This window comes from Pseudomonas quercus, assembly GCF_012033695.1.
GTDB classification, from domain to species: Bacteria; Pseudomonadota; Gammaproteobacteria; order Pseudomonadales; family Pseudomonadaceae; genus Aquipseudomonas; species Aquipseudomonas quercus.
In genome coordinates this window covers 1-25,471 of record NZ_JAAVJI010000013.1, presented here as the reverse complement: position 1 = coordinate 25,471, position 25,471 = coordinate 1, and the positions used below count along the sequence as shown (strand labels likewise).

Genomic DNA, 25,471 nt, shown 5'->3' with positions numbered 1-25,471 from the left:
ACGCTCACTGCTTGATTTCGACGTAGGCCTCGTCACGGATCTGACGGAGCCAGGTTTGCAGCTCTTCGTCGTATTTGCGGTTACGCAATACGTTGAGGGCCTGTTGCTCGCGTGCTTGCTGGGTAGCGTCGGTTGCACGCCGGCCCAGCACTTCCAGAATGTGCCAGCCGAATTGGCTCTGGAAGGGCTTGGAAACGGTATCGACAGGCGTTTGCGCCATCACGTCGCGGAACTCCGGGACCAGGGACTGCGGGTCGATCCAGTTCAGGTCGCCACCGTTGAGCGCCGAGCCAGGGTCTTCCGAGTAGTTCTTGGCCAGGGTGGCAAAGTCTTCACCGTCCTGGATACGCGTATAGAGCGTTTCGATCAGCCGCTGGGTTTCAGCAGGGCTACGGATTTCGCTAGGCTTGAGCAGGATGTGGCGCACGTGCACTTCATCACGCATTTCAGCCTGGCCGCCCCGAGCTTCCATCAACTTGAGGATGATGAAACCGCCTGGCGTACGCACGGGCTGAGTCACATCGCCCGGCTTCATGCCGGCCAGCATCTGGTCGAAGGGAGGAGGCAGCTGCGCAGCCTTGCGCCAGCCCATGTCACCGCCTTCCAGGGCGTTGTCACTGGCCGACTTGGCCGTTGCCAACTGCGCGAAGTTCGCGCCTTCACGCAACTGCTGGTACAACGCCATGGCCTGATTGCCAGCGGCTTGTATCTGCTGCGCATTGGCCGCTTCGGGAGTGGCAACCAGGATGTTGGCCAAGTGGTATTCCTGGGACAGCTGCGCCTTGCCGCTTTCGGAGGCCAGGAAGTTCTTCACTTCCTGCTCGCTCACTTGAATACGCTCGGCAACGCGGCGCTGGCGCACCCGGCTGATGATCATCTCGCGACGCACCTGCTCCCGGGCGGTGTTGAAGGACAGGCCGTCGTGGCTCAAGGCTGCGCGGAATTGGTCCAGGCTCATGTTGTTGCGCTGAGCAATGGTCCCCATGGCGCTGTTGAGTTCCTCGTCGGTAATGCGAATGCCGGAGCGTTCACCGATCTGCAACTGCAGGTTTTCCAATACCAGGCGGTCCAGGACCTGCTTTTGCAGTTCTTCTTCCGGTGGGGTGCCACCACCGCGCTTGGCGATAGTTTGCCGCACTTCCTGCACGCGCTGTTCAAGCTGGCTTTGCATGATCACGTCGTTGTCGACGATGGCCACTACCTTGTCCAGCGGTTGAACCTGCGCGTGCGCCAGGGAACCTAGAAACAGTGCGCCCAACAGCAAGGGGCGCAGTCGATCACATAGCATGGTCTTCACGTTCACGATAACCCTGAATGCCTTTGTCGAGGAAACCTTCGACTTTATTGCCCACTACGCCACCCAGGCCCTTGAGCACGATTTGCAGGAAGATGCCGCGATCGCCCTTCTCGTTTTCAGGAGCGTTCTGGCTGTACTCGTCATAATCGACCCAGTAACGGTTGATCAGGCGCAGTTTCCAGCAGCAATTGTCGTACTCGAAGCCACCGAAGGCTTCCAGCGTGCGGTTGCGGTTGTAGTCGTACTGCCAGCGGCTGATGAGGTTCCACTGCGGAACCAGCGGCCAGATGACCGAGAAGTCATGCTGCTGGATCTTGTAGTAGTCCTTCACGTAGTTGGCCTGGCCAGGGGTGCCGTAGTCGCCCCCGAACTGCCAGCGACCCGTCGCCGTGTCGTAATGGATAGTGTCGTCGCGGTAGCGGAAGCCGGCGTTGACCACCTTGTTGGGGTTGTCTTCAGGCTGGTAGTGGAACATGGCACTGCCCGAGCGAGTGCTGCGGCTGTCCGGGTCCCAGTTGAAGTCCGAAGTGAAGCGCCAGTCGCGGTTGAAGCGGTATTCGTATTCCAGGGCGTACGGCGAAACGTTGGCTTGCGCTTCGTCGCGGTCGCGGTAGTTGATGTCCGGCAACTGAACCTTGCGGTCCTTGAAGTACACCGCCTGGCCAATGGCGAAGCGCTGGCGCTCAAAGCCGTTGTCCTCGATCCAGCGACTGGTCACGCCCAGCGACAGCTTGTTTTCGTCGCCGATACGGTCGCCACCGCTGAAGCGGTTGTCCCGGAACAGCGAGGCGTAGCTGAATACGCTTTCGCCGGTATCGAATACAGGAATGTCACTCTGCTTCTCGTAAGGCACATACAGGTAGAACAGGCGCGGTTCCAGGGTTTGGCGGTAATTGGTGCCGAACATCTGAGTATCGCGGTCGAAGTACAGGCCACTGTCGATGCTGGTGATCGGGACGCTGATGTTCTGGGAACTGTCGAAGCTCTGGCCGTTCTGGGCCATCTGGCGCTTGCCCGTGCCATCCAGGTCCAGGTCGTACTGAGTGTACTTGTACTTGAGCGTGGGCCGGATGTAACCGTAGCTCCATTCCATGGGTAGGGAAACAGCCGGCACGAAGTCCAGGCGGTCGCCGTTTGCCCGATTCAGGCCTTGAACGTTTTCGTCGATCCGCCTATCAATTACATTGTCTTCGTTGCGATAGGTCCCGGTGCGAAGGTCGCGATCAAACCGTACCGCTTCGGTGTGATAGCTGAACTGCAAGCCAGCCGGCTGGAAGGGCAATATGCCATCCAGGGTCAGTTGCGGCAGACGATCGTATGGCGTGATGTCCGCTACGGTGGCCAGCTGGTAGGACTGCACGTTAAGCCGCGCCGTGTAACCTTGCCCACGGTAGGTCAGCGCACCTTGCTGGTTCACGAAGTCCCGGCGTTCTACGCCGATGACATCCGTTTGCAGGTCCTGGAAATAGTACGGGTCGCTGATGCGGGTGTAGTCCACCTCGCTCAGCAGACGGGTGTCCATGCCACCCTTGTGCTGCCAGTTGATCATCCAGCGGCGGTCTGAATAGTCGGACTGATCCTTGCGGTCGTCGTTCTCGTCGTTCAGGTACGAAGCACCCAATTGGCCTTCGCTGCCCGGCGTGAGGTAGCGGAATTCGCCTTCCATCATCAGGCCGCGCTTGGCCATGTAGCGCGGGTACAGGGTGGCGTCGTAGTTAGGCGCCAGGTTGAAGTAGTACGGGGTGACCAGCGTGAAGCCGCTGTCGCTGCTGCTCGAGAAGCTCGGCGCCAGGAAGCCGGATTGGCGGCGGTCGTCGATCGGGAAATAGAAGTACGGCGTGTACAGAACAGGAATGTCCTTCACCCGCAGCGTGGCGTTGGTCGCAGTGCCGAAGCCGGTCGCTGGGTTGAGGGTAATGTTGTTGCCCTTGATGGACCAGGCATTGCTGCTGGGTTCGCAGGTGGTGTAGGTGCCGTCCTTCAAGCGGATGATAGCGTTCTCGGCACGCTTGGCGTACAAGGCCGAGCCCCGGGCCTTCTGCTTGTGCAGCACGTATTCGGCGTTGTCGATTTGCGCCGCACCGGTATCCAGCTGCACCTCGGCGTGGTCGCCGACGATCAGTGCGCCGTTGTCACGCAGCTTCACGTTGCCGTTCAGCTCACCGCGGTTTTCGGACTGGTGCAGCGCCGCCTCGTTGGCTTCGACCTGCATGCTGCCCTGGCGCATGACCACATCACCGGCGAGGGTAGCGGTTTGTGACTGCTCCTCGTAACGGGAGGCGCGGGCATTCAGGTAGGTCGGTGCATCGGACTTGGACGTTTTGTCGTTCATGCCCGGGCGCAGCGGCTCTACATAGGTACCAGAGCAGTAGGGGCCAGTTTCGGCCAGCTGGGCGGGGGTCAGCTTCTCGCGAGGGACCCAGTCCAGGTGGCTGTAGTCGGCGCTGCGGGACTTGAGCCCACGGCCCTTGCTTTCGGTCACCAGCGTGGTCGCCGGGCCTGTGCCTTCAGCCGCAGTACCTTGTTCGGTACCCTGCGCCGAGCTCACCGAAGTGGCATTATGCTGCGGGCGCGGCGGAAGCGCCGTATTGGCGTCGCGGGTTTTGCAGTCCCAGGAACCCGAAGCGGACACTTGGCAGTCATACTGCGGTGCCGCACTTGCGAACGGTACGGCAAAAGGCTGCATCGCCAGCAGTGAGCCGGTTACCAGCAACGGGAATTTTCTACGAAACGCGGGGGATTTCAATGCCATCTTATTAGTCCGGGCTTCCTGCGTGCCATCTGCCCGTGCGGGTATGCACGCCTCTCGATGGTCTGAAAAAGATGCTGGATAATAAAGCATGACCCGCTTGACGGCTAGCGCCGTCGGAGACTCTGTAAATGCTTGATCATGATGTACGCCTTCAGTTGCTGGAACCTTGGCTCCAGGCTGAACTGCATAACCTGTATCGGAACGAAGGGTGGGGCCAGGTGCCGGAGGGCACCCTAACCCCGGCCAGCAGCGACGCGAGCTTCCGCCGTTATTTCCGCTGGGCCGGTGATGGCCGCAGCTTTATTGTGATGGACGCGCCGCCGCCCCAGGAAAACTGCACGCCTTTCGTAAACATTGCAGCATTGCTGGCCTCGGCTGATGTGCATGTGCCCACCCTCCATGCACAGGACCTGGACCGTGGCTTTCTGCTGCTCAGCGACATGGGCACGCAAACCTACCTGGATGTGCTTACGCCGGAAAATGCAGACGAACTGTTCGATGCGGCCATCGGCGCGCTGCTGAAATTCCAGCAGTTGCCAATGACAGCACCTTTGCCCAGCTATGACACCGCCCTGTTGCGCCGTGAGCTGGAGCTGTTCCCCGAATGGTATGTGCAGCGTCACTTAGGCGTGCGGTTTACTGAGCAGCAGCAGGCACTGTGGAACAAGGCCAGCCAGCTGTTGATCGAGAGTGCGTTGGCACAGCCCAGCGTGCTGGTACACCGGGACTACATGCCACGTAACCTGATGGTAAGCACCCCTAACCCTGGCGTACTCGATTTCCAGGATGCCGTGTACGGGCCGGTTACCTACGACATTACGTGCTTGTTCAAAGACGCGTTCCTGAGCTGGCCACAAGCCTTTGTCAGTGAGCAGTTGGGCCGCTACTGGGAGAGGGCGCGAGCCCAAGGCCTACCCGTGCAGGGCAACCTGGCCGACTTTCTCAAGGCCAGTGACCTCATGGGCGTCCAGCGCCATTTGAAAGTGATCGGGATCTTCGCCCGCATTTGCCACCGGGACGGCAAGCCGCGTTACCTGCAAGACGTACCACGTTTCTTTGCCTACATTCGTGCGGTGACTCAGCACCGTAAAGAACTGGCTCCCCTGGCCCAACTGCTGGACAGCCTGCCCCCAGCGACCGAAGGTGCCGCATGAAAGCGATGATTCTGGCGGCGGGCAAGGGGGAACGCATGCGCCCCCTCACCTTGCATACACCCAAGCCCTTGCTCAAGGTAGGCGGTATGCCCCTGATCGAGCACCAGTTGCGGGCGTTGGTGAGCGCTGGCGTTCATGAGCTGGTGATCAACCATGCCTGGCTGGGCGAGCAGATCGAGGCGTATCTGAAAGGCGGCGAAGGCTTCGGTGCCCATATTCAGTACTCACCTGAAGGTGAACTCCTGGAGACCGGTGGCGGGATCTACAAAGCGCTACCGTTACTCGGGGGCGAGCCGTTTGCAATCGTCAATGGTGATGTGTGGTGCGATTACGATTACACCTCACTTCACCTGCCAGAGGGCGCGCTGGCGCACTTGGTGATGGTGGACAACCCACCTCACCATGTTACCGGCGACTTCGCCTTGAATGATGGGCGCCTGGCTGACCTGCCTGCGCAGGGGCGGGCGCTTACGTATAGCGGCATTGCCGTGCTGTCGCCTGAGCTGTTTGCCGGGTGCAGCGGGGGTGCCTTCAAGCTGGCACCCTTGCTGCGCCGTGCCATGGCTGCAGGGCAGGTCACCGGGGAGCACTTCAAAGGCACCTGGGTGGACGTGGGGACAGTAGAGCGCCTGGCCGAGGTTGAACAGTTGCTGGCAGGGCGTTGCTGATGCTGTGGCCAGTGACGGTAGTAGGCGCAGCGGCGGGCTTTGCACTGGCACACATTCCCGGCAGCATTCTGGGTGCCCTGATCGGGCAAGCGGTGGACCGCCGGCTGGAGGTCTACACCTGGCCCCAGCTATGGGCGCGGATGAAGGGCCAGCCGGCGTTGCCGCTCAATGAGCTGTTGTTCGTGATGCTAGGGCGGCTGGCCAAAGTCGACGGCCGTGTGCAAGAGAGCCATATCGCCCAGGCGCGCCATGAGATGACTCGGATGAGCCTGAACGAGGGCGCACGCAAACAGGCAATTGCTGCGTTTGGCCGGGGCAAGACCGGGAAGGATACCTTGCGCGGCCCACTGCGGCGGCTTCAGGTACAGCCTGCCACGGCGGAAGGGTTGCTGCGAGCATGCTGGCGAATGGCGTGGGCGGACGGTCAGCTCGGGCAGGGTGAGCAACGCCTCTTGGTGGAGTGGGGCGGCTGGCTAGGCTTGACCGTACCCCAGGTGCGTGCCCTGGGTGCCGATTACGCGCCCGCTTCACGCACGTTGGCCAGTTCTACAAATGCCTATCACGAAGCCCTCAAGGTGCTGGGCGTTACGGCGGCAACGGATGGGGACCAGATCAAACAGGCCTATCGCCGGCTATTGAGCCGGCACCATCCTGACAAGCTTCAAGGCAAGGGCGCCAGCCCGGCACAGGTTCGCTCGGCGACGGAACGTACACGTGAATTGCACAGCGCTTACGACATCGTGCGCAAGCGCCGGGGGCTGTAGCCGTGTCAGTCTGGCTTCGGGTTCAGCCAGCCCCGCACGCGGCGGTAGAGCTGCTCCTGTTCTGACGCCTGATCGCCGGGCAAGTCATTGAGTTCCGTTTGCCGATACTGGCTGCCGGCCTGGCGCTTGCTGGCCTGTAGCCGCTGTGCGGCAGCGCTGCGCAGGTTAGGGCTGGTCGCATAATAGATGTCATACACCGGGACCTTGAGCTGTGGTGCCAACTGGTCCAGCCCAGCCGGGGCCGCTTCTGGCGTCTTGCCGGCCACCATTATCAAGCGCTGCGCACGGGAAGGCTGGCGCTCGCTTAAGTAGCGGGCGGCCCAGTACGCCCCTGTGCCATGGCCCAGCAGTACGATATTGCGCGCTTTCACTTGCTGGGCGAAGGCGATGCCTGCGTCTATACGGGCAAAGATCCGGGCGGCATCGGTTTTGAGCTGGTCGTCGACGCTGGGTGGCTGGGCGTCGGCGGGTGCTGTGGCATCTGCGCCACTGGCTGCGGCTTGTTCAATGGGCGCGTTGGCATCGGCTGGCGTGGCGGAACTGCCAGCGGCTGCAGGCGCTGGCGGCTCGATGCCTCGGGGTTGCACGGCCTCCTCCAGCAAGTCTGGCAGCGTTAGGCTAAGGGTGCTCCATTGGGCGTCAGGCAAGCGGTTGCGCAGCGGTGCTACCACGTCTGGCCAGTTGGCGCTTTCTCCCGCGCCTGGCACGATAATCGTCACACCTGTAGGGTCTGCCGTGTTGGCAGGGTTCCACAGGGCCATGAAGTTATCGCTGCCGGCTTGCAGGGTTTGCACCGCCTGGGCCGGCAGTTGTCGTGCCAAGGCCTGTGCTTCCTGCTCGCTACGCTCCTGCAACGGTGCGCGTTCGGCAGGTTTGGGCGTATCGGCGGGGGCATCGGCGGCTACGGCGCAGCAGGCGAAGGGCAGGGCAGTGACCAGCGTGAAGAGGGTGGCACGTTGAAAAGCGCGCATCATGGTTTCCGTTTCAAATGCTTGCCCGCAGCCTAAAGGCATTCGGGGGCGACCGCCAGTGCTGCCCGCTCTGGTCGCCATCGGCTACAATGCGGCATCGTGACCAGCCTGCAGGTTCAGCATGCAACCCTTTGCTATTGCACCGTCCATTCTCTCCGCCGACTTCGCTCGCCTGGGCGAGGAGGTTGACAACGTACTTGCCGCCGGTGCGGATGTGGTGCACTTCGATGTGATGGACAACCATTACGTGCCCAACCTCACCATCGGCCCCATGGTATGCGCTGCCCTACGTAAATACGGTGTTACGGCCCCCATTGACGTGCACCTGATGGTAAGCCCGGTAGACCGCATCATCGGCGATTTCATCGACGCTGGCGCTACCTACATCACGTTTCACCCTGAAGCCACTCAGCACATCGATCGCTCGCTGCAACTGGTGCGCGAAGGTGGGTGCAAGTCCGGGCTGGTGTTCAACCCCGCCACGCCACTCAACCTGCTCGAATATGTGATGGACAAAGTGGACATGATCCTGTTGATGAGCGTGAACCCTGGTTTCGGCGGGCAGAAGTTCATCCCTGGCACCCTGAACAAGCTGCGCGAGGCTCGGGCCCTGATCGATGCCAGCGGCCGGGACATCCGGTTGGAAATCGACGGTGGTGTGAATGTGCACAATATTCGCGAAATCGCTGCCGCAGGGGCAGACACCTTTGTAGCGGGTTCGGCCATTTTCAACGCACCGGATTACCGCCAAGTGATCGATGCCATGCGCGCCGAGCTCGCCCTGGCCCGCCCATGAGCGCGCTGGATCGCTTGTTCCCAGGGCGCTTGCCCAAGCTGGTGATGTTCGACCTTGACGGCACTTTGATCGATTCGGTGCCGGATATCGCCGCCGCTGTAGACCACATGCTGGTACAGCTAGGGCGCGAGCCTGCCGGCCTTGAGGTCGTACGCACCTGGATAGGCAACGGCTCCAAGGTACTGGTACGCCGTGCGCTGGCGGGTAGCCTTGACCCCACCGGCGTCGATGACGCCAGTGCCGAGCAGGCCCTCGCATTGTTCATGGCCGCCTATGGGCAGGCCCACGGCCATACCCAGGTGTACCCTGGCGTCCGGGAGGCCCTTAAATGGCTGGCAAAGCGCGGCGTGGAAATGGCCCTGATCACCAACAAGGCCGAGCAGTTCGTCGCGCCTTTGCTGGATGAGCTGAAACTGGGGCAGCACTTTCGCTGGATCATCGGTGGCGATACCTTGCCGCAGCAGAAACCAGACCCTGCCGCCTTGCTGCATGTCATGAAAATGGCCGGCGTTACGCCTGAGCAAGCCCTGTTCGTGGGCGATTCCCGCAACGACGTATTGGCCGCAAAGGCTGCCGGAGTCGCCTGTGTGGCCTTGAGTTATGGCTACAACCATGGCAGGCCCATTGCCGAAGAACACCCTTCACTGGTCATCGATGACCTACGCGCACTCTTGCCTGGTTGCTTCGAGCGTTCCGCTGAGATAACGTTGCCCAACACCCCTGCCCCTTCAGGTCGAGAATCTCCCGTGGCGGTTACCTGCAAACTCTGGATGAAAGTCATCAAGGCCCTGGCCCGCTGGCGCTGGCGCGCCTGACTTCCCCTGGCCGGTACGCCGGCGCGTTTGCTCGTATCCCTGTTATTTTCTCCGCCACGAGGCAGCTATGACCCGCGAAGACTTCTTGCGTTTGGCCGATGCCGGTTTCAACCGCATTCCCCTGGCCCACGAAACCCTGGCCGACTTCGACACCCCGTTGTCGATCTACCTGAAACTGGCCGACCAGCCCAACTCCTACCTGCTTGAATCCGTGCAAGGTGGCGAGAAGTGGGGCCGCTATTCGATGATTGGCCTGCCGTGCCGTACCGTACTGCGAGTGTATGGCCACACGGTGTGCATTACCTGTGACGGCGTCGAGATCGAACGGCACGATGTGGAAGACCCACTGGCCTTCGTTGAACAGTTCAAGGCCCGTTACACCGTGCCGACAGTCGCTGGCCTGCCGCGCTTCAATGGGGGCCTGGTAGGGTATTTCGGGTATGACTGCGTGCGCTATGTGGAAAAGCGCTTGGGCGCCAGCCCCAACCCAGACCCGATCGGTGTGCCGGATATCCTGTTGATGGTGTCCGACGCCGTGGTGGTGTTCGACAACCTGGCGGGCAAGATGCACGCCATTGTTCTGGCCGACCCTGCGCAGCCTGATGCTTATGACGATGGCTACGCGCAACTGGCTAAGCTGATGGAGCGCCTGCGCCAGCCCATCACCCCACGGCCAGGGCTGGACCTCTCCAAGGCGCCTGGCCCGGAGCCGGTGTTCCGTTCCAGCTTCAGCCAGGGCGACTTTGAACGCGCGGTCGGGACCATCAAGGACTACATCCTGGCAGGCGACTGCATGCAGGTGGTGCCTTCGCAGCGCATGTCCATCGACTTCGCGTCAGCCCCCATCGACCTGTACCGCGCCTTGCGCTGCTTCAACCCTACTCCGTACATGTACTTCTTCAATTTTGGCGACTTCCATGTGGTGGGCAGCTCCCCAGAGGTGCTGGTACGGGTGGAAGACAGCCAGATCACGGTTCGGCCCATCGCCGGTACGCGCCCACGAGGCGCTACGGAAGAAGCGGACCATGCGCTGGAAGTGGACCTGCTCAGTGACCAGAAGGAACTGGCCGAGCACTTGATGTTGATCGACCTGGGCCGCAACGACACGGGCCGTGTATCTGAAATCGGCAGCGTGAAGCTGACGGAAAAAATGGTGATCGAGCGTTATTCCAATGTGATGCACATTGTGTCGAACGTGACCGGTCAACTGAAGCAGGGGCTTACGGCCATGGATGCGCTGCGCGCGATCCTGCCAGCGGGCACCCTGTCCGGTGCGCCGAAAATTCGCGCCATGGAAATCATCGATGAGCTGGAGCCGGTCAAGCGCGGTGTGTATGGCGGCGCAGTGGGCTACTTCGCCTGGAACGGCAACATGGACACCGCCATTGCCATCCGCACAGCCGTGATCAAAAACGGCGAGCTTCATGTGCAGGCAGGCGCGGGCATTGTGTCCGACTCGGTGCCAGCCCTGGAATGGGAAGAGACCTTGAACAAACGGCGGGCCATGTTCCGTGCGGTCTCCCTGGCCGAGCAAGCCAAGGCTGAATAAGCGGTGCAACCCCAGCCGGGGTTGGCCTTTTCCAGATTAGAAAGCCAGATTCCAGAGGTCGCAACCATGTTGCTGATGATCGATAACTACGACTCCTTTACCTATAACGTTGTGCAGTACCTTGGCGAGTTGGGCGCCGAGGTGAAGGTGGTGCGCAACGACGAGCTGACGGTCGCCGAAATAGAGGCCCTGGCGCCTGAGCGTATCGTGGTATCCCCAGGGCCTTGTACGCCCAGTGAGGCAGGCGTTTCCATCGATGCCATCCTTCACTTTGCTGGCAAGCTGCCTATTTTGGGGATCTGCCTGGGCCATCAAGCCCTGGGGCAGGCCTACGGTGGCGAGGTGGTGCGCGCACGCCAGGCCATGCATGGCAAAACCAGCCCAGTGACCCATGGTGACGTGGGGGTGTTCGAAGGCCTGGCACAACCGCTGACGGTTACCCGCTACCACTCGCTGGTGGTTAAGGCGGATAGCTTGCCCGACTGCCTTGAAATGACCGCCTGGACCCAGCACGCCGATGGCAGCGTGGACGAAATCATGGGCCTGCGGCATAAAACCTTGAATATCGAAGGGGTGCAGTTTCACCCCGAGTCGATCCTGACCGAGCAAGGCCACGAGCTGCTGGCCAACTTCCTCAAGCAAACCGGCGGCACTCGCCAGGGTTAAGGACAGGTACATGGATATCAAGACAGCCCTGGCACGCGTCGTCAGCCAACTTGACCTGAGCACGGACGAAATGCGCGATGTGATGCGCCAAATCATGACCGGCCAGTGTACAGAAGCGCAGATTGGTGCCTTTCTCATGGGCATGCGTATGAAAAGTGAAAGTATCGACGAGATTGTCGGTGCAGTGTCCACCATGCGTGAGCTGGCCGGCCGGGTAGAGCTTCAATCGCTGGACCGGGTGGTGGACATTGTGGGCACCGGTGGCGATGGGGCGAATATTTTCAATGTGTCCACGGCCTCGGCCCTGGTCGCGGCAGCAGCAGGCTGCACAGTGGCCAAGCACGGCAACCGCGCGGTCTCAGGCAAAAGCGGCAGTGCTGACGTGCTGGAGGCGGCAGGGGTCTACCTGAATCTCACCCCGGTTCAGGCTGCGCGGTGTATCGACAGCATCGGCATCGGCTTCATGTTTGCACAGGCGCACCATGGCGCCATGAAGTTCGCGGCGGGCCCTCGCAAGGACCTGGGCCTGCGCACACTGTTCAACATGCTGGGCCCGCTCACCAACCCGGCAGGGGTAGTGCATCAAGTGGTCGGCGTATTCAACCCGGCACTGTGCCGCCCTCTGGCACAAGTGCTGTTGCGCCTGGGCAGCAAGCATGTGCTGGTGGTGCACTCCCGTGATGGCCTTGACGAGTTCAGCCTGGCTGCGCCGACTACCGTGGCCGAGCTGAAAAACGGCGAAATATTCGAGTACAGCGTAGAGCCTGAAGACCTTGGGCTGCGCAGCCAGAGCCTGCATGGCCTGACAGTGGACAGCCCGCAGGGCTCCCTTGAACTGATCCGTGATGCCATTGGCCGCCGCAAGACCGAAAATGGCCAGAAGGCGGCTGAAATGATCATTCTCAACGCAGGCGCAGCGCTCTATGCCGCTGACCATGCCAGCACCTTGAAAGAAGGTGTGGCGTTGGCCAGCGATTCGCTGCATACAGGCCTGGCCCGTGAAAAACTGGAAGAACTAGGGGCCTTTACGGCCGTGTTCAAGCAGGAGAACGAAGTATGAGCGTGCCGACCGTGCTGGAAAAAATCCTTGCTCGCAAAGCCGAAGAAGTGGCTGACCGCAAGGCGCGCATCAGCCTCAGTGAACAGCAGGCTGCTGCCCGTTCCGCTTCGCCGGCGCGTGGCTTTGCCGAGGCCCTGTTGCAGCGCCAGCGCAACAAGCAAGCGGCCGTGATTGCGGAGGTCAAGAAAGCCTCTCCCAGCAAAGGCATCATCCGGGAAGCGTTCTACCCTGCAGAAATTGCCACCAGCTACGAAGCCGGCGGTGCCACCTGCCTTTCTGTGCTCACTGACGTGGACTTCTTCCAGGGGGCCGACCACTACCTCCAGCAAGCGCGCGAGGCCTGTTCGCTTCCCGTAATCCGCAAGGATTTCATGATCGACCCATACCAGATCTATGAAGCCCGTGCCTTGGGAGCCGATTGCGTACTGCTGATTGTGTCGGCGCTGGAAGATAGCATGATGGTCGAGCTGGCGGGCGCAGCGAAGGATGCCGGGCTTGATGTGCTCGTCGAGGTGCACGATGGCGATGAGCTGGAGCGCGCCCTCAAGCACTTGGATACCCCGCTGATCGGTGTGAACAATCGCAACCTGCACACCTTCGATGTCAGCCTGGAAACGACATTGGACCTGCTGCCACGTATTCCGCCCGATCGCATGGTGATCACTGAAAGCGGCATTCTGAACCGTGCCGATGTGGAGTTGATGGAGATCAACAACGTTTATGGCTTCCTGGTGGGCGAGGCCTTCATGCGGGCCGAGCACCCTGGGGACGAACTGGCGCGGTTGTTCTTTCCCAACCGTTAAGCAGCGCCTGCCTACCCGGAACCACAACCATGGCCACTGTACAGCGATTAACCACCGAGCAAGGGTTGCAGGCTGAACTGGCATTGCTGGCGTCGGTGTGCGAAGGGCGGCAGGAAGACGGCGTGTTGCTATGGCAGCCCGTAGACCAGGCGTTGGTTATGCCCCGGCGCATGGAGCGGCTGCCTGATTTTGCTCAGGGTGCTGCTGCCGTAGACGCGTTGGGCTGGCCAGTGCTGCTGCGGGAAACCGGCGGTGAACCCGTCCCGCAGTCCCCCGCGACCGTAAACGTGGCGTTGGTGTACGCCGCACCCCGTATCGAAGGGGACCTCAATCGCCTGGAGCGCGCCTACCTTCGGTTGTGCCAGCCGTTATGCCACGCCCTTGAGTGCTTGGGCGGCAAAGCAACGCTGGGTGAAGTAGCAGGTGCTTTTTGCGATGGGCGTTACAACGTTAACCTGGATGGGCGCAAGTGGGTAGGTACGGCTCAGCGCTGGCGCCAGTCACGCCACCATGGCGGGCCTGTGGTACTTGTGCACGGCGCCATGCTCATGCATGACCAGCGTGCCGCCATGGTGGCTGCCGTTAATCGCTTCAATCAGGCGTGTGGGTTGCCGCAGCGTTGCAACGCCGACAGCCATGTGGCGTTGGATCAGCGTTTTCCTGGCCAATACGTGCTAGATGATGTGCAGGCCTGGATAGCGCGGGAGCTGACAGATATTCGTGGGCTGCATCAACGCGTGCCGTAGACCACCATGGTTTTTCCCTTCACCTGGATCAGTTGGCGCACTTCCAGGTCCTTGAGCACGCGCCCTACCATCTCCCTGGAACAGCCCACAATGCGCCCGATTTCCTGGCGCGTGACCTTGATCTGCATGCCATCGGGGTGCGTCATGGCATCAGGCTCCTTGCACAGGTCGGTCAGGCAGCGGGCTACACGCCCTGTCACATCGTAGAAAGCAAGGTCGCCTACCTTGCGTGTCGTTCGGCGAAGCCGATTCGCCATCTGCGAGCTAAGGCTGTACAGAATTTCCGGTTCCAACCGGGCCAGCTCGCGAAACTTCACATAGCTGATCTCGGCCACTTCGCATTCGGTCTTGGCCCGCACCCAAGCGTTGCGCTCGCCTTCCATATGGGGCGGGTCGAATAGCCCCAGTTCGCCGAAAAAATCACCCTGGTTCAGGTAGGCAATTACCATTTCCCGGCCATCGCTGTCTTCGATCAGGATGGTGACCGAGCCTTTGATGATGTAGGACAGAACGAGCGACTTGTCGCCGGCGCAAATGATGTTGCTCTTGGCGGCGTATCGACGCCGTTGGCAATGCCCCAAGAGTTTGTCAATCGGGCTGGTTTTGGTAGCAACTAACGCAACCATGGGCTGGATTCCGGTACGAGGCGACAGATAAAGATGAGAAGTCAGAATGCCATCAAATTGGCGTCAGCTTATCAGCACTTCATTTGTATCGCGATGTTTGCCAGGAACTTGAGACCTTTAAGAAAAATGCGCTGATTTTGCCTCGAAATGGCTGTGCTAAGCTGGCCGCCTTTTGAAAGGAGAGCCAGTAATGAAGGCACGTATCCAGTGGGCCGGTGGGGCCATGTTCATCGGAGAATCCGGTAGCGGCCATGCCGTGGTAATGGACGGTGCGCCTGAAAGCGGCGGGCGCAACCTGGGTGTTCGGCCGATGGAAATGGTGTTGATCGGCCTGGGTGGCTGCAGCAGCTTTGACGTGGTTGCCATTCTCAAGAAAGCACGCCAGCCCGTGGAAAGCTGTGAAGCCTTCCTGGACGCCGAGCGTGCCGATGAAGACCCCAAGGTGTTTACCCGAATTCACTTGCGGTTCGTGGTGCAGGGGCGGGGCCTGAAAGAATCTCACGTGAAGCGTGCGGTGGAGCTGTCCGCCGAAAAATATTGCTCGGCCTCCATCATGCTGGCCAAAGGTGGCGTGAGCGTGACCCATTCGTACGAGATCATCGAGCTGGGCGACGCTCAATTATCATAAAAGGCTTTCATACTGGCGTGAGGTGGCGCGGGTCTGCATAATGCGCCACTTTTTCAAGGCCACCTTGAAGCCGGTTAGCAGCCGGGCAGAACAACCAAAATCGCCAACGCGAAGAGGTGTAAACCGTCCTACGCAGTCGCCAGCTGGCGCCTGACGGGCATGCTTGATCACGCGGCTCGGCCGCATTCAAAGAGAGTTTTCAGACGGTGAAAAGCAAACTCAAGCTCCACGGGTTCAATAACCTGACCAAGACCTTGAGCTTCAACATCTACGACATCTGCTACGCGCAGACGCCGCAGGACCAGCAGGCTTACGTCGAGTACATCAACCAAGAGTACGACGCCGCTCGCCTGACCCAGATCCTGACAGACGTTGTCGACATCATTGGTGCCAATATCCTGAACATTGCGCGTCAGGACTACGAGCCGCAAGGCGCCAGTGTGACGATCCTCATTTCAGAACAACCGGTCACGCCTACCGACAGCCAGATTGAAGAGTCGCCTGGGCCACTGCGCGATACCATTCTGGCACACCTGGACAAAAGCCATATCACGGTCCATACCTACCCGGAAATTCACCCGGACAACGGTATAGCAACGTTCCGTGTGGACATTGACGTTTCCACGTGCGGCGTGATTTCTCCGCTCAAAGCGTTGAACTACCTTATTCACCAGTTCGATTCAGACATCGTGACTGTGGATTACCGTGTGCGCGGCTTTACCCGCGACATCGAAGGGCGCAAGCACTTCATCGATCACGAAATCAATTCGATTCAGAACTATTTGTCTGAAGACACCCGTGACGCCTATCAAATGATGGACGTGAACGTTTATCAGGAAAACCTGTTCCACACCAAGATGCTGCTCAAGCAGTTCGAACTGGATAATTACCTGTTTGGCGATGCCACCAGCAATTTCTCGACCGAACAGCGGGCACAAGTGACCGAGCGTGTGAAACACGAAATGCTTGAAATCTTCTACGGGCGCAACATCGCCTGATTTGGACCAAGGTATGGCCCGCTGTTTAAGCGGGCCGTGGCTACCTACCGGTTATACCCGGTAGGTGCTTTTGGTCATGACCTTGGCCATCAGGCTCATGCCGAGCTTTACCGGAAGCGGAAAACGAAAGCCGCCAGCATCCAGTGCTGCCTCGGCGTGGTGGGATTCGTCCGTATGCATCTGCTCCAGAATGGCGCGGGATTTCTGATCTTCCACGGGGAGCTGATGCAGGTGCTCTTCCAGGTGCTTGCACACCTGATGCTCTGTCGCCGCCACAAAGCCAAGGCTTACCTTGTCACTGATAAGCCCGGCCACGGCACCCATCCCGAAGGACATGCCATAGAACAGTGGGTTCAGCACGCTTGGCCGGCTGCCCAGTTGACGAATACGTTGCTCGCACCACGCCAGGTGGTCCACTTCCTCATTGGCAGAGTGCTCCATGGACGCGCGCACTTCTGGCAACCGTGCCGTAAGCGCCTGCCCTTGATAGAGCGCTTGCGCACAGACCTCACCTGTATGGTTCACGCGCATCAGCCCGGCCACGTGTTTGCTCTGGCTGTCGCTCAGGGGGACATCCGGCTTCAGTAGGGCAGGGGAAGGCCTGGCCGGCTGGCCGCTGAATGGCAGCAGCGTACGGGCGACGTTGTCAGCCTGGAGCAGTAGTTTATCAAGCGTCGAATAATGACGGTCGTTGGCCACGAATACCTCCTGGGAACATGAAAAGCGAAACAGGCAAAAGCATCAGCCCGGCGGCCAGGTCATCTGGCGCTGGCCTAGCACATGAAGATGAATGTGGTAGACCGTCTGGCCACCGTCTTCATTGCAGTTCATCACTACGCGGAAGCCTTTCTCGCAACCCAGCTCCTTGGCCAGGCGCTGCGCGGTGTACAGAATGTGCCCAGCCAGCGGCACATCTTCCTGCGCCAGGTCGGCCAAGGTAGCGATGGCCTTTTTCGGCACTACCAGGAAATGCACCGGCGCCTGGGGCGCGATGTCATGGAAGGCAATGACCTGATCATCTTCATAAATGATCTTGGCTGGTATTTCCCTGCGAATGATCTTGTCGAAAAGCGTGTCCACAGCGTTTCTCCCTGACTGTCATGCGTGCCCCAGTGTACTCACCTAGGGGCGGTTACGCCCAGCCTCTTTGGTCATGGCCGTGTATAAGCCTTATTGACCAGGGCCATGGCCTTGCGTACTACCCACCGTGGTGCCAGCCGGGCTGCACGGCTTGCCCAGCGTGCCCGCCACCCTGGAATGATCACCGCTCGGTTTCGCTCCAAAGCCAGCACTGCCTGGCGCGCGACTTCTGCCGGGGGCAGTGCAAAGCGGCTGCGCTGCCTAGCGCGTGAGGGGGTGCCTGCCGTGCACAAGGGGCCGGGGCACAGTACCGACACGTCTACCCCGCTCTGCCTGAGTTCCTCGCGCAGGCCTTCGGACAAATGCAGCACGTAAGTGGCGCTAGCAGCATAGCTGCTTCTCCAAGGGCCTGGCTGAAACGCCGCTATAGAGGCAACGTTCAGGATCTGCCCACCACCGTTAACGGCCATGCTATTGCCGATGGCATGGCACAGGCGAGCCAGGGCCAGCATGTTCAGCTCGATCAGGTCCTGTTCGCGCAACCAGTCCTGGGCAAGGAAGTGCCCTTGTGAACGCAAGGCCGCGCAGTTCACCAGCAGGTCAATGTGCTGCCCGCTTTCTTCCAGCTCCAGCAAGAAGCCGGTCAAGCGCAGGGGTTCGCTCAGGTCGCAGGCCCTGAACAGCACCTCTACCCCAAAGCGCTGGGTGAACTCGATGGCAATGGGTTCCAGGTCTTCGCGGTAGCGCGCTACCAACAGCAGGTTGCGCCCTCGGCGGGCCAGGGCTTCAGCAAGGGCCAGGCCAAGGCCGCTTGAGGCACCGGTTACCAAAGCGTAGGAAGGCATAGAGAAAAACAGGCACAGTGAGTGAAGAGGGGTGCAGTTTATCCCTATGCCTTGGGGCTGTCACAGCGACTGAACAAGAGTTTGAAAAGTCTCGCTGAAAGGCAGCATGGCGCCTCCAATGAAGGCGGCTATCAATGATGCAACGACTATCAGCACCTTGCACTTGGTGGCTGGTGCAGGTGGAGGGCCATATTTATTGGCCCCTTCCGTGCCACGGCGAAACAGAATAAATAGCGAGAAGGCTATGCCTGCAATAGGGATGAACGCAGCACCAACCGACCACCATGGCCAGCCGAAGTCCATCGCACGGCGTGCGGCAAACACAAAGTTGGCAAGTGTCAGAGGCACAAGCACGATGAAAACGACAAGTGCAGAGTCGTTAGCGTTAAGCATCACCCAATACAGGGAGAGCATGATAATGGTTGTCAACGATCCCCAACACAAGTAACGGAGGCGATTGATGCGCCCGCTGAAAGCCAGTATGCGACCAGGGGCGTACAGGGTGGGAGGCACAACTTGAGCGGGTATGTCTTGAGTGGGGATGTCGCGGTTCATATGAAACAAGCCTTATAGCCAAAAATGGATCCGAACTATAAGGGGCCGAAGCCTCCTGCGCTTCGGCATTGTTTTACCTCATTTTTCAGAACGGCTTCACCACGGCGAGCGACACGATAAGCAGCAGTAGCACAACGGGCACTTCATTAAAGAAGCGGTAGAATTTATGGCTGTGTCGGCTTTCGTTGCGCTCGAAGCGTTTGCGGTGAGCACCGCACACGTGGTGATAGCCAATCAGCAACACCACCAGTGCAATCTTGGCATGCAACCATCCCATGCTCATCCAGCTTGGGTTCAGGTACACCAGCCAGGCACCGAAGATCAGTGTCAGCAGCATGGAGGGGGTCATGATACCCCGGTAGAGTTTGCGTTCCATGATCACGAAGCGCTCCCGGCTGGGCGCATCCTCGCTCATGGCGTGATACACGAACAGCCGAGGCAGGTAGAAGAGCGCTGCAAACCAGCACACCAGGCTGACGATGTGCAGGGCTTTGATCCAGAGATAGAGCATGTAAGGGGCTTCCCACGGGTTAGGACGGCTCGATAGTAGAGCACCCTGGCGGTTGTGGCCAACGGCACACACCCCTATCATCGGGGCTTTCCAATTGCACGTTCAGGGTGGGCAGCTAGATGGTCAAGGTCGGTATCGTTGGCGGCACGGGGTATACCGGTGTCGAACTGTTGCGCTTGCTGGCGCAGCATCCGGAGGCTGAAGTCGCGATCATCACGTCCCGATCGGAAGCCGGCGTATCGGTGGCCGACATGTACCCCAACCTGCGTGGACACTATGACAACCTCACCTTCAGTGTGCCAGACACCGCTACCCTGGGCGCCTGCGATGTGGTCTTCTTTGCAACGCCTCATGGTGTTGCCCATTCGCTGGCAGGTGAACTGCTGGCTGCAGGCACCCGGGTGATCGACTTGTCTGCTGACTTCCGCCTTGAGGACGCCGATGAGTGGGCGCGCTGGTATGGCCAGCCCCACGGTGCGCCTGAGTTGCTGAGTGAAGCGGTGTATGGCCTGCCCGAGGTAAACCGCGAGCGCATTCGCTCGGCCCGCTTGATCGCCGTTCCCGGTTGCTACCCCACTGCTGCCCAGTTGGGCCTGCTGCCGCTACTTGAAGCCGGCCTGGCCGATACGTCGCGCCTGATTGCCGATTGCAAATCGGGCGTCAGTGGTGCCGGCCGAGGCGCGAGCGTGGGTTCACTGTTCTGCGAGGCGGGCGAGAGCATGAAAGCCTATGGCGTGAAGGGGCATCGCCACCTGCCAGAGATCAGCCAAGGGTTGCGCAAAGCGAGCGGTGGTGACATCGGGTTGACCTTCGTTCCGCACCTTACCCCTATGATCCGGGGTATTCATGCCACGCTTTATGCAACGGTTACCGACCATTCCGTTGATTTGCAGGCGCTTTACGAGCAACGTTATGCCAACGAGCCCTTCGTGGATGTGATGCCTGCTGGCAGCCATCCGGAAACGCGCTCTGTGCGTGGCGCCAACGTGTGCCGCATGGCAGTGCATCGTCCCCAGGGCGGCGACCTGGTCGTGGTGCTGTCGGTGATCGATAACCTGGTGAAGGGTGCTTCCGGCCAGGCCGTGCAGAACCTGAACATCATGTTTGGTTTGAACGAACGGCTTGGGTTGGCTCATGCAGGCCTGATGCCCTGAGCCGTGCGTAAGGCTGTGCCCTTGTCCGACCCCTGCACAATTGTTGACCAATTTGCTCAGGAAAGCGGATAATGGCCGCCTTTCGCATTAAAGTTCGGCGTGCGCCGGGAGAGTCAGCATGAGCGTTGAAACCTTCACCCCCACGGTTTTGCAGTTCACTCAGGGTGCCGCCCATAAGGTGAAAACCCTGGTTGATGAAGAGGGCAATGACCGCCTCAAGCTTCGAGTATTCGTAACCGGTGGTGGCTGCTCGGGGTTCCAGTATGGCTTTACCTTCGATGAAGATATCGCTGACGACGACACGATCGTTGAGCGCGAGGGCGTGAGCCTGGTGGTAGACCCCATGAGCTTCCAATACCTGGCAGGCGCCGAAGTGGATTACCAGGAAGGGTTGGAAGGGTCGCGTTTCGTGATCAACAACCCTAATGCCAGCACCACGTGTGGGTGTGGGCAGTCGTTCTCGATCTAAAACCTGGGCTGTTCCTGTAAACGCCGCGCACTGTCGCGGCGTTTTCGTTCAGGCGGGATAGATGGCGCCCAGTATGCGCAGGCCCTTGGCGCCAGTCACGGCAGGCCGGTTGGTTGGGATATGTTCCAGGCAGCAATGGGCCAGCCAGGCAAAGGCCATGGCCTCCATCCAGTCCGGGTCAACTGCCAAGGCCGCTGTACTGGCCACGGTAGCGCCGGGGATAAGCGCTTGCAGGCGAGCCATCAACGCTGTGTTGTGAGCGCCACCGCCACAAACGAATACGCCATCAGGGGCTGGCATCGCCTTGAGCAGGGCATCGGCGATAGTGCGTGCCGTCAGCTCAAGCAGGGTAGCCTGCACATGATGAGGCGCAACCATAGGGTGGTGGGCCAGGTGCGTATTCAGCCAGGGCAGGTTGAACACTTCCCGGCCTGTGCTTTTGGGGCCTTTTGTGGCGAAGAAGGGATCTGCCATGAACGTGCTCAGCAAAGGCTGATCGACGGTTCCACTGGCGCCCCAGTCCCCATTCCTGTCATACAATTCGCCTTTGCAGGCGTGTATCCAGGCATCCATCAGCACATTGCCTGGCCCGCAGTCGAAGCCGCTCACGGGGTGTTCAGGGCAGATCAAGCTGAGGTTGGAAAAGCCGCCAATGTTCACTACGGCAACGGCTTCGCCGTGATGGCCGAAAAGCGCTTCATGGAAGGCCGGTACCAGAGGGGCGCCCTGGCCGCCGGCGGCCACGTCACGACGGCGGAAATCCGCAACAACCGTGATGCCGCAGCGCTCGGCCAGTAAGGCCGGGTTGCCGATCTGAACCGTGAAGCCACGTGCTGGCTCGTGGCGGATGGTTTGGCCATGGCTGCCAATGGCACGGACTTGCTGCGGCGCAATGTTCAGGCCTTGAAGTAGACGGGCAATCCCTTCGGCGGCCAGGGATGCCCAAGCGTTTTCAGCCAGGGCAACCCTAGCGACTTCGTCCTGACCGCTGGCGCATAGCGACAGCAATTCGCTCCGTAATACAGGCGGTAGGGGGACATAGTGCGACCCCACCAGGCGTGTAGACGGCCCTTGCTCGACCAGTGCGATGTCCAGGCCGTCGAGGCTGGTCCCGGACATTACGCCAACGTACAGCGCCATATCAGCGTTTGCTCGCAACCAGGGTGGAGCGCTCCTGATCCATCCGTGCCATCAGCGGTTGTGCAGTCTGCAGGAAACGCTGGCGTTCGTTACGAGCGATGGGCTCAGCCATGGGCAGCTTCTGTCCCAAGGGGTCTACGTGTACGCCATTTACCTGGAACTCATAGTGCACATGCGGGCCTGTGGACAGGCCGGTTGTGCCGATATAGCCAATGACCTGGCCCTGTTTGACTGCGCTGCCATCGCGGATGCCTTTGGCAAAGCCCTGCATATGGCCGTAAAGGGTGCGGTAGGTGTTGCCGTGCTGGATAATCACGGTATTGCCGTAGCCGCCTTTTCGCCCGGCGAGCAATACCTTGCCGTCACCTGTGGCCTTGATCGGCGTGCCCCGGGGGGCAGCGTAGTCCACGCCTTGGTGCGCACGGATCTTGTTCAGGATGGGATGCTTGCGGCCACCTGAGAAGCGCGAGCTGATTCGTGCGAAATCCACAGGCGAACGCACGAAGGCCTTGCGCATGCTGTTCCCATCGGCGGTGTAGTAATTGGTATTGCCCTGCTTGCTGGTATAGCGCACCGCGGTGTACACCTTGCCGCGGTTGACGAAGCGTGCAGACAACACATTGCCAGTCCCAATCACCTTGCCATTGAGCACGCGCTGCTCGTACACCACGTCGAATTGATCCCCAGGGTGAATGTCCTGGGCGAAGTCCACGTCATAGCCAAAGATGCTGGCAAGGTCCATGATCTGGGCATGGGAAAGGCCGGCGCGCTGCGCTGATGCTGACAGCGAACTGGTGATGGTGCCGTGCACATAGGCCGCACGTATCACTGGCGTTTGCACATCACGCTGGAAGGCAAAGCTGCCCGCGCTGTCACGCTCAAGGCGGATGGATTCCAATTTCGACAGTTTGGTGTGCAGGGTTTGCAGGTTGCCTTCAGGGGTTAGCTCAAACTCAAGTACCTGCCCTTTCTTGAGGTGGGTAAATTGCTTGGCCTGCTTGTCGCTGTCCAGGGCTGATTGAACCTCACTCGAAGACAGCCCCACCTTTTCGAATAGCCCGGAAAGTGTGTCACCTTTTCCAACCACAACCTGGCGGTGCAATTGGGCAGGTGCCACGGCTACCGCCGGTGCAGGTGCGTCAACGGCAGCAACAGGTGCATCGTCCTCTTCACCCTCTATTTGAGCGAAAGGGGAGGGCTCGTTTCCAGCGTCTGCCGCTGGTGTGTTCAGGCTCTGTTCCTGGAATGTTTGGGCAGGCGGCTCAAGGTCTATGGCCAGGGATGTTTTCTTGGCTTCAACGTCGGCGGAAGGGAATACCAGCAAGGCCAGGCTGAGCAGGGCGGCAATGCCGCTAGCGGCCAGCAGGTGCGTTTTGGGGTAGAAGGGCGGCGCTTTGGAGGGTGCGTCGGTCATAGTTTTTGGCTTTTTAAATAGTAATGAAAATGAATTGGAAAAGATGAATGACATGATGAATATGAAATAACTGCCTAAAATATAACCAATTCATCCCTGAGGCAAGCTTTCCCAGACGCTTCGGCCGCAGGGCGGAGTCACATCGCCGCACTGCTTGGGTTTGTTCGGGTGATCTTGTATGTTGGGCGTTTGTTAATCGCAGCCGGTGGGGCGTTACATGCATTCTGTTGAGGAGCAGCTCGCGCTGATCAAGCGCGGCGCGGAAGAGGTATTGGTTGAAGCCGAGCTGATCGAAAAGCTGAAGCGTGGGCAACCCTTGCGCATCAAGGCAGGTTTCGACCCAACGGCGCCAGACCTGCACCTGGGGCATACGGTATTGATCAACAAGCTGCGCCAGTTCCAGGAGCTGGGGCATCAGGTGATCTTCCTTATAGGAGACTTCACCGGGATGATCGGCGACCCCAGTGGCAAGAGTGCTACCCGGCCCCCGCTGACGCGCGAGCAAGTGCTCGAGAACGCTGAAACCTATAAAACGCAGGTGTTCAAGATCCTGGACCCGGCACGTACCGAGGTTGCCTTCAACTCAACCTGGATGGACCAGATGGGACCGGCAGACTTTATTCGTCTGACTTCCCAGTACACAGTGGCCCGTATGCTGGAGCGCGATGATTTCCAGAAGCGCTACAGCACCAGCCAGCCCATCGCGATTCACGAATTCCTGTACCCGCTGGTTCAAGGCTATGACTCGGTCGCTTTGCGTGCAGATGTAGAGCTGGGCGGGACGGACCAGAAATTCAACCTGCTGATGGGGCGCGAGCTTCAGCGCAGCTACGGGCAAGAAGCCCAGAACATCGTGACCATGCCGTTGCTTGAAGGGTTGGACGGGGTCAAGAAGATGTCCAAATCCTTGGGTAACTATATAGGCATCCAGGAAGCACCCGGTGTGATGTACAGCAAGCTGCTGTCGATCCCCGACACGTTGATGTGGCGCTACTTCGAGCTGCTGAGCTTCCGCTCCATGGCTGAAATTGAGGCCTTCAAGGCTGACGTGGCGGCGGGCGCCAACCCACGCGACATCAAGATCAAGCTGGCTGAAGAAATCATTGCGCGCTTCCACGGTGAAGAAGCGGCTGCCAATGCGCACCGTGGCGCAGGCAACCGTATGAAAGAGGGCGAGTTGCCAGAAGACCTGCCGGAGGTTGTGCTGTCTGCCGCCCAAGCCATGCCAATTGCTGCAGTATTGAACCAGGCTGGCCTAGTGAAGAACGCAGCGGCTGCGCGGGATCTGCTAGGCGCTGGTAGTGTGCGCATTGACGGCGAAGTGATTGATCGCACGTTCATGTTTGAAGTAGGGGCGGTCCATGTTTGCCAGGCAGGTAAAAAGGCCTTTGCCCGCATTACACTCAACGCGGAATAAGTTTTTTGAGAAAGGTGTTGACGCCCTCTCGAATCCCCTTATAATGCGCCCCACTTCCAGCGACAACGGAACGGCAAACTTCTTGAGAATCAAGGGTTTACAGTTTCAACGGTGCTGGAAGTGCTTCGTTCTCCGGATCGGATGCGGTGAAAAAGGAAGTTGACAGCAGGTTGTAACGCTGTAGAATTCGCCTCCCGCTTCGAGAGGTTGGTGAAGCGGTCAAGTGTTTGAAGTTGAACGAGAAATTCTGAAAACTTCGCAAAATAAACGCTTGACAGGATGTACAGGCAGCGTAGAATGCGCGCCTCGGTTGAAGCGAAACACTTCAACTACCGCTCTTTAACAAATGAATCAAGCAATTCGTGTGGGTGCTTGTGAGTTGGACTGATTGTCACAATGATTATCGGCATCACAAGTAACTCAACGAAGAAATTCGAATGAGTGGCTTCCTTCGGGAAGTCTTGCGATTGCTGAGCCAAGTTTAGGGTTTTCTCAAAACCCAAGCAGTATTGAACTGAAGAGTTTGATCATGGCTCAGATTGAACGCTGGCGGCAGGCCTAACACATGCAAGTCGAGCGGCAGCACGGGAGCT

At 59.5% G+C, this 25,471-nt stretch carries 26 protein-coding genes and 1 rRNA gene; 16 read left to right on the top strand and 11 right to left on the bottom strand.

Annotation, left to right across the window (positions count from 1 at the left end; genetic code table 11):
- Positions 1-4: 4 nt before the first annotated feature.
- Together HBH25_RS18290 and HBH25_RS18285 are read right to left on the bottom strand one after the other, a co-directional pair.
- Complete coding sequence (locus HBH25_RS18290; protein ID WP_195755889.1) at positions 5-1,303, bottom strand: peptidylprolyl isomerase; 1,299 nt, start codon at positions 1,301-1,303, stop codon at positions 5-7.
- Positions 1,278-4,049, bottom strand: a complete 2,772-nt coding sequence (locus HBH25_RS18285) for an LPS-assembly protein LptD (protein WP_168085376.1) — start codon at positions 4,047-4,049, stop codon at positions 1,278-1,280. Before HBH25_RS18285 ends, HBH25_RS18290 begins: the two co-directional genes overlap by 26 nt.
- Before the next feature lie 128 nt (positions 4,050-4,177).
- Between HBH25_RS18285 and HBH25_RS18280 the strand changes: the two genes are divergently transcribed.
- Genes HBH25_RS18280 through HBH25_RS18270 form a run of 3 tightly spaced genes read left to right on the top strand, consistent with a single transcriptional unit; the run spans position 4,178 to position 6,635 of the window.
- Positions 4,178-5,203: an aminoglycoside phosphotransferase family protein gene (locus tag HBH25_RS18280; RefSeq protein ID WP_168085375.1), complete on the top strand. Its 1,026-nt coding sequence runs from the start codon at positions 4,178-4,180 to the stop codon at positions 5,201-5,203.
- Positions 5,200-5,871, top strand: coding sequence for an N-acetylmuramate alpha-1-phosphate uridylyltransferase MurU (murU, locus tag HBH25_RS18275; RefSeq protein ID WP_168085374.1), 672 nt, complete (start codon positions 5,200-5,202; stop codon positions 5,869-5,871). Before HBH25_RS18280 ends, murU begins: the two co-directional genes overlap by 4 nt.
- Positions 5,871-6,635: a TerB family tellurite resistance protein gene (locus HBH25_RS18270; RefSeq protein ID WP_168085373.1), complete on the top strand. Its 765-nt coding sequence runs from the start codon at positions 5,871-5,873 to the stop codon at positions 6,633-6,635. Before murU ends, HBH25_RS18270 begins: the two co-directional genes overlap by 1 nt.
- A gap of 5 nt (positions 6,636-6,640) precedes the next feature.
- Here the strand turns inward: HBH25_RS18270 and HBH25_RS18265 are convergent, their stop codons facing one another.
- Entirely contained in the window at positions 6,641-7,606 is a 966-nt protein-coding gene (locus tag HBH25_RS18265) for an alpha/beta hydrolase family protein (protein WP_246231500.1), read from the bottom strand.
- Between the two features lie 121 nt (positions 7,607-7,727).
- On the opposite strand from HBH25_RS18265, the gene rpe reads away from it, so the two are divergent.
- The 7 genes from rpe (at position 7,728) to HBH25_RS18230 (ending at position 14,041) form a co-directional block, all read left to right on the top strand.
- Positions 7,728-8,402, top strand: a complete 675-nt coding sequence (gene rpe / locus HBH25_RS18260) for a ribulose-phosphate 3-epimerase (protein ID WP_168085371.1) — start codon at positions 7,728-7,730, stop codon at positions 8,400-8,402.
- On the top strand, positions 8,399-9,217 hold the full coding sequence (locus HBH25_RS18255) for a phosphoglycolate phosphatase (RefSeq protein ID WP_168085370.1): 819 nt from the start codon (positions 8,399-8,401) through the stop codon (positions 9,215-9,217). Before rpe ends, HBH25_RS18255 begins: the two co-directional genes overlap by 4 nt.
- Before the next feature lie 67 nt (positions 9,218-9,284).
- Positions 9,285-10,766, top strand: a complete 1,482-nt coding sequence (trpE, locus tag HBH25_RS18250) for an anthranilate synthase component I (protein ID WP_168085369.1) — start codon at positions 9,285-9,287, stop codon at positions 10,764-10,766.
- 66 nt (positions 10,767-10,832) lie between these two features.
- Positions 10,833-11,432 carry an anthranilate synthase component II gene (locus tag HBH25_RS18245; RefSeq protein WP_168085368.1) on the top strand — a complete coding sequence of 200 codons (600 nt, stop codon included), beginning with the start codon at positions 10,833-10,835 and terminating at the stop codon, positions 11,430-11,432.
- A gap of 10 nt (positions 11,433-11,442) precedes the next feature.
- Positions 11,443-12,492 carry an anthranilate phosphoribosyltransferase gene (gene trpD / locus HBH25_RS18240; protein ID WP_168085367.1) on the top strand — a complete coding sequence of 350 codons (1,050 nt, stop codon included), beginning with the start codon at positions 11,443-11,445 and terminating at the stop codon, positions 12,490-12,492.
- Positions 12,489-13,295 carry an indole-3-glycerol phosphate synthase TrpC gene (trpC, locus tag HBH25_RS18235; RefSeq protein ID WP_168085366.1) on the top strand — a complete coding sequence of 269 codons (807 nt, stop codon included), beginning with the start codon at positions 12,489-12,491 and terminating at the stop codon, positions 13,293-13,295. The genes trpD and trpC overlap by 4 nt, the downstream gene beginning before the upstream one ends.
- 29 nt (positions 13,296-13,324) lie before the next feature.
- On the top strand, positions 13,325-14,041 hold the full coding sequence (locus HBH25_RS18230) for a lipoate--protein ligase family protein (RefSeq protein ID WP_168085365.1): 717 nt from the start codon (positions 13,325-13,327) through the stop codon (positions 14,039-14,041).
- Here the strand turns inward: HBH25_RS18230 and crp are convergent.
- On the bottom strand, positions 14,026-14,667 hold the full coding sequence (gene crp / locus HBH25_RS18225) for a cAMP-activated global transcriptional regulator CRP (protein ID WP_168085364.1): 642 nt from the start codon (positions 14,665-14,667) through the stop codon (positions 14,026-14,028). The two genes, HBH25_RS18230 and crp, sit on opposite strands and share 16 nt — an antisense overlap.
- 190 nt (positions 14,668-14,857) lie before the next feature.
- Between crp and HBH25_RS18220 the strand changes: the two genes are divergently transcribed.
- Both HBH25_RS18220 and speD read left to right on the top strand, forming a co-directional pair.
- Positions 14,858-15,295, top strand: coding sequence for an OsmC family protein (locus HBH25_RS18220; protein ID WP_168085363.1), 438 nt, complete (start codon positions 14,858-14,860; stop codon positions 15,293-15,295).
- Positions 15,296-15,501: 206 nt separating this feature from the next.
- Complete coding sequence (speD, locus tag HBH25_RS18215) at positions 15,502-16,293, top strand: adenosylmethionine decarboxylase (RefSeq protein ID WP_168085362.1); 792 nt, start codon at positions 15,502-15,504, stop codon at positions 16,291-16,293.
- Positions 16,294-16,344: 51 nt separating this feature from the next.
- Here the strand turns inward: speD and coq7 are convergent, their stop codons facing one another.
- From coq7 to hemJ, 5 genes are all read right to left on the bottom strand, one after another.
- Positions 16,345-16,992, bottom strand: a complete 648-nt coding sequence (gene coq7, locus HBH25_RS18210) for a 2-polyprenyl-3-methyl-6-methoxy-1,4-benzoquinone monooxygenase (protein ID WP_168085361.1) — start codon at positions 16,990-16,992, stop codon at positions 16,345-16,347.
- 42 nt (positions 16,993-17,034) lie between these two features.
- A complete protein-coding gene (locus HBH25_RS18205) occupies positions 17,035-17,373 on the bottom strand; it encodes a histidine triad nucleotide-binding protein (RefSeq protein WP_168085360.1) in 339 nt (112 codons plus the stop codon).
- Between the two features lie 71 nt (positions 17,374-17,444).
- A complete protein-coding gene (locus HBH25_RS18200) occupies positions 17,445-18,218 on the bottom strand; it encodes an SDR family NAD(P)-dependent oxidoreductase (protein WP_168085359.1) in 774 nt (257 codons plus the stop codon).
- A 60-nt stretch (positions 18,219-18,278) separates the two neighbouring features.
- Positions 18,279-18,773 carry a DUF805 domain-containing protein gene (locus tag HBH25_RS18195; protein ID WP_168085358.1) on the bottom strand — a complete coding sequence of 165 codons (495 nt, stop codon included), beginning with the start codon at positions 18,771-18,773 and terminating at the stop codon, positions 18,279-18,281.
- A gap of 85 nt (positions 18,774-18,858) precedes the next feature.
- Positions 18,859-19,284, bottom strand: a complete 426-nt coding sequence (gene hemJ, locus HBH25_RS18190) for a protoporphyrinogen oxidase HemJ (RefSeq protein ID WP_168085357.1) — start codon at positions 19,282-19,284, stop codon at positions 18,859-18,861.
- 119 nt (positions 19,285-19,403) lie between these two features.
- Between hemJ and argC the strand changes: the two genes are divergently transcribed.
- On the top strand, positions 19,404-20,438 hold the full coding sequence (gene argC / locus HBH25_RS18185) for an N-acetyl-gamma-glutamyl-phosphate reductase (RefSeq protein ID WP_168085356.1): 1,035 nt from the start codon (positions 19,404-19,406) through the stop codon (positions 20,436-20,438).
- A 118-nt stretch (positions 20,439-20,556) separates the two neighbouring features.
- Positions 20,557-20,907, top strand: a complete 351-nt coding sequence (gene erpA / locus HBH25_RS18180; protein ID WP_168085355.1) for an iron-sulfur cluster insertion protein ErpA — start codon at positions 20,557-20,559, stop codon at positions 20,905-20,907.
- A 48-nt stretch (positions 20,908-20,955) separates the two neighbouring features.
- On the opposite strand, the gene HBH25_RS18175 is transcribed toward erpA, so the two are convergent.
- Complete coding sequence (locus HBH25_RS18175) at positions 20,956-22,047, bottom strand: anhydro-N-acetylmuramic acid kinase (RefSeq protein WP_168085354.1); 1,092 nt, start codon at positions 22,045-22,047, stop codon at positions 20,956-20,958.
- A gap of 1 nt (position 22,048) precedes the next feature.
- Complete coding sequence (locus HBH25_RS18170; protein ID WP_168085353.1) at positions 22,049-23,461, bottom strand: peptidoglycan DD-metalloendopeptidase family protein; 1,413 nt, start codon at positions 23,459-23,461, stop codon at positions 22,049-22,051.
- 217 nt (positions 23,462-23,678) lie between these two features.
- On the opposite strand from HBH25_RS18170, the gene tyrS reads away from it, so the two are divergent.
- Together tyrS and HBH25_RS18160 are read left to right on the top strand one after the other, a co-directional pair.
- A complete protein-coding gene (gene tyrS, locus HBH25_RS18165; protein WP_168085352.1) occupies positions 23,679-24,878 on the top strand; it encodes a tyrosine--tRNA ligase in 1,200 nt (399 codons plus the stop codon).
- A gap of 511 nt (positions 24,879-25,389) precedes the next feature.
- Positions 25,390-25,471, top strand: a 16S ribosomal RNA gene (locus HBH25_RS18160); the annotation flags it as partial.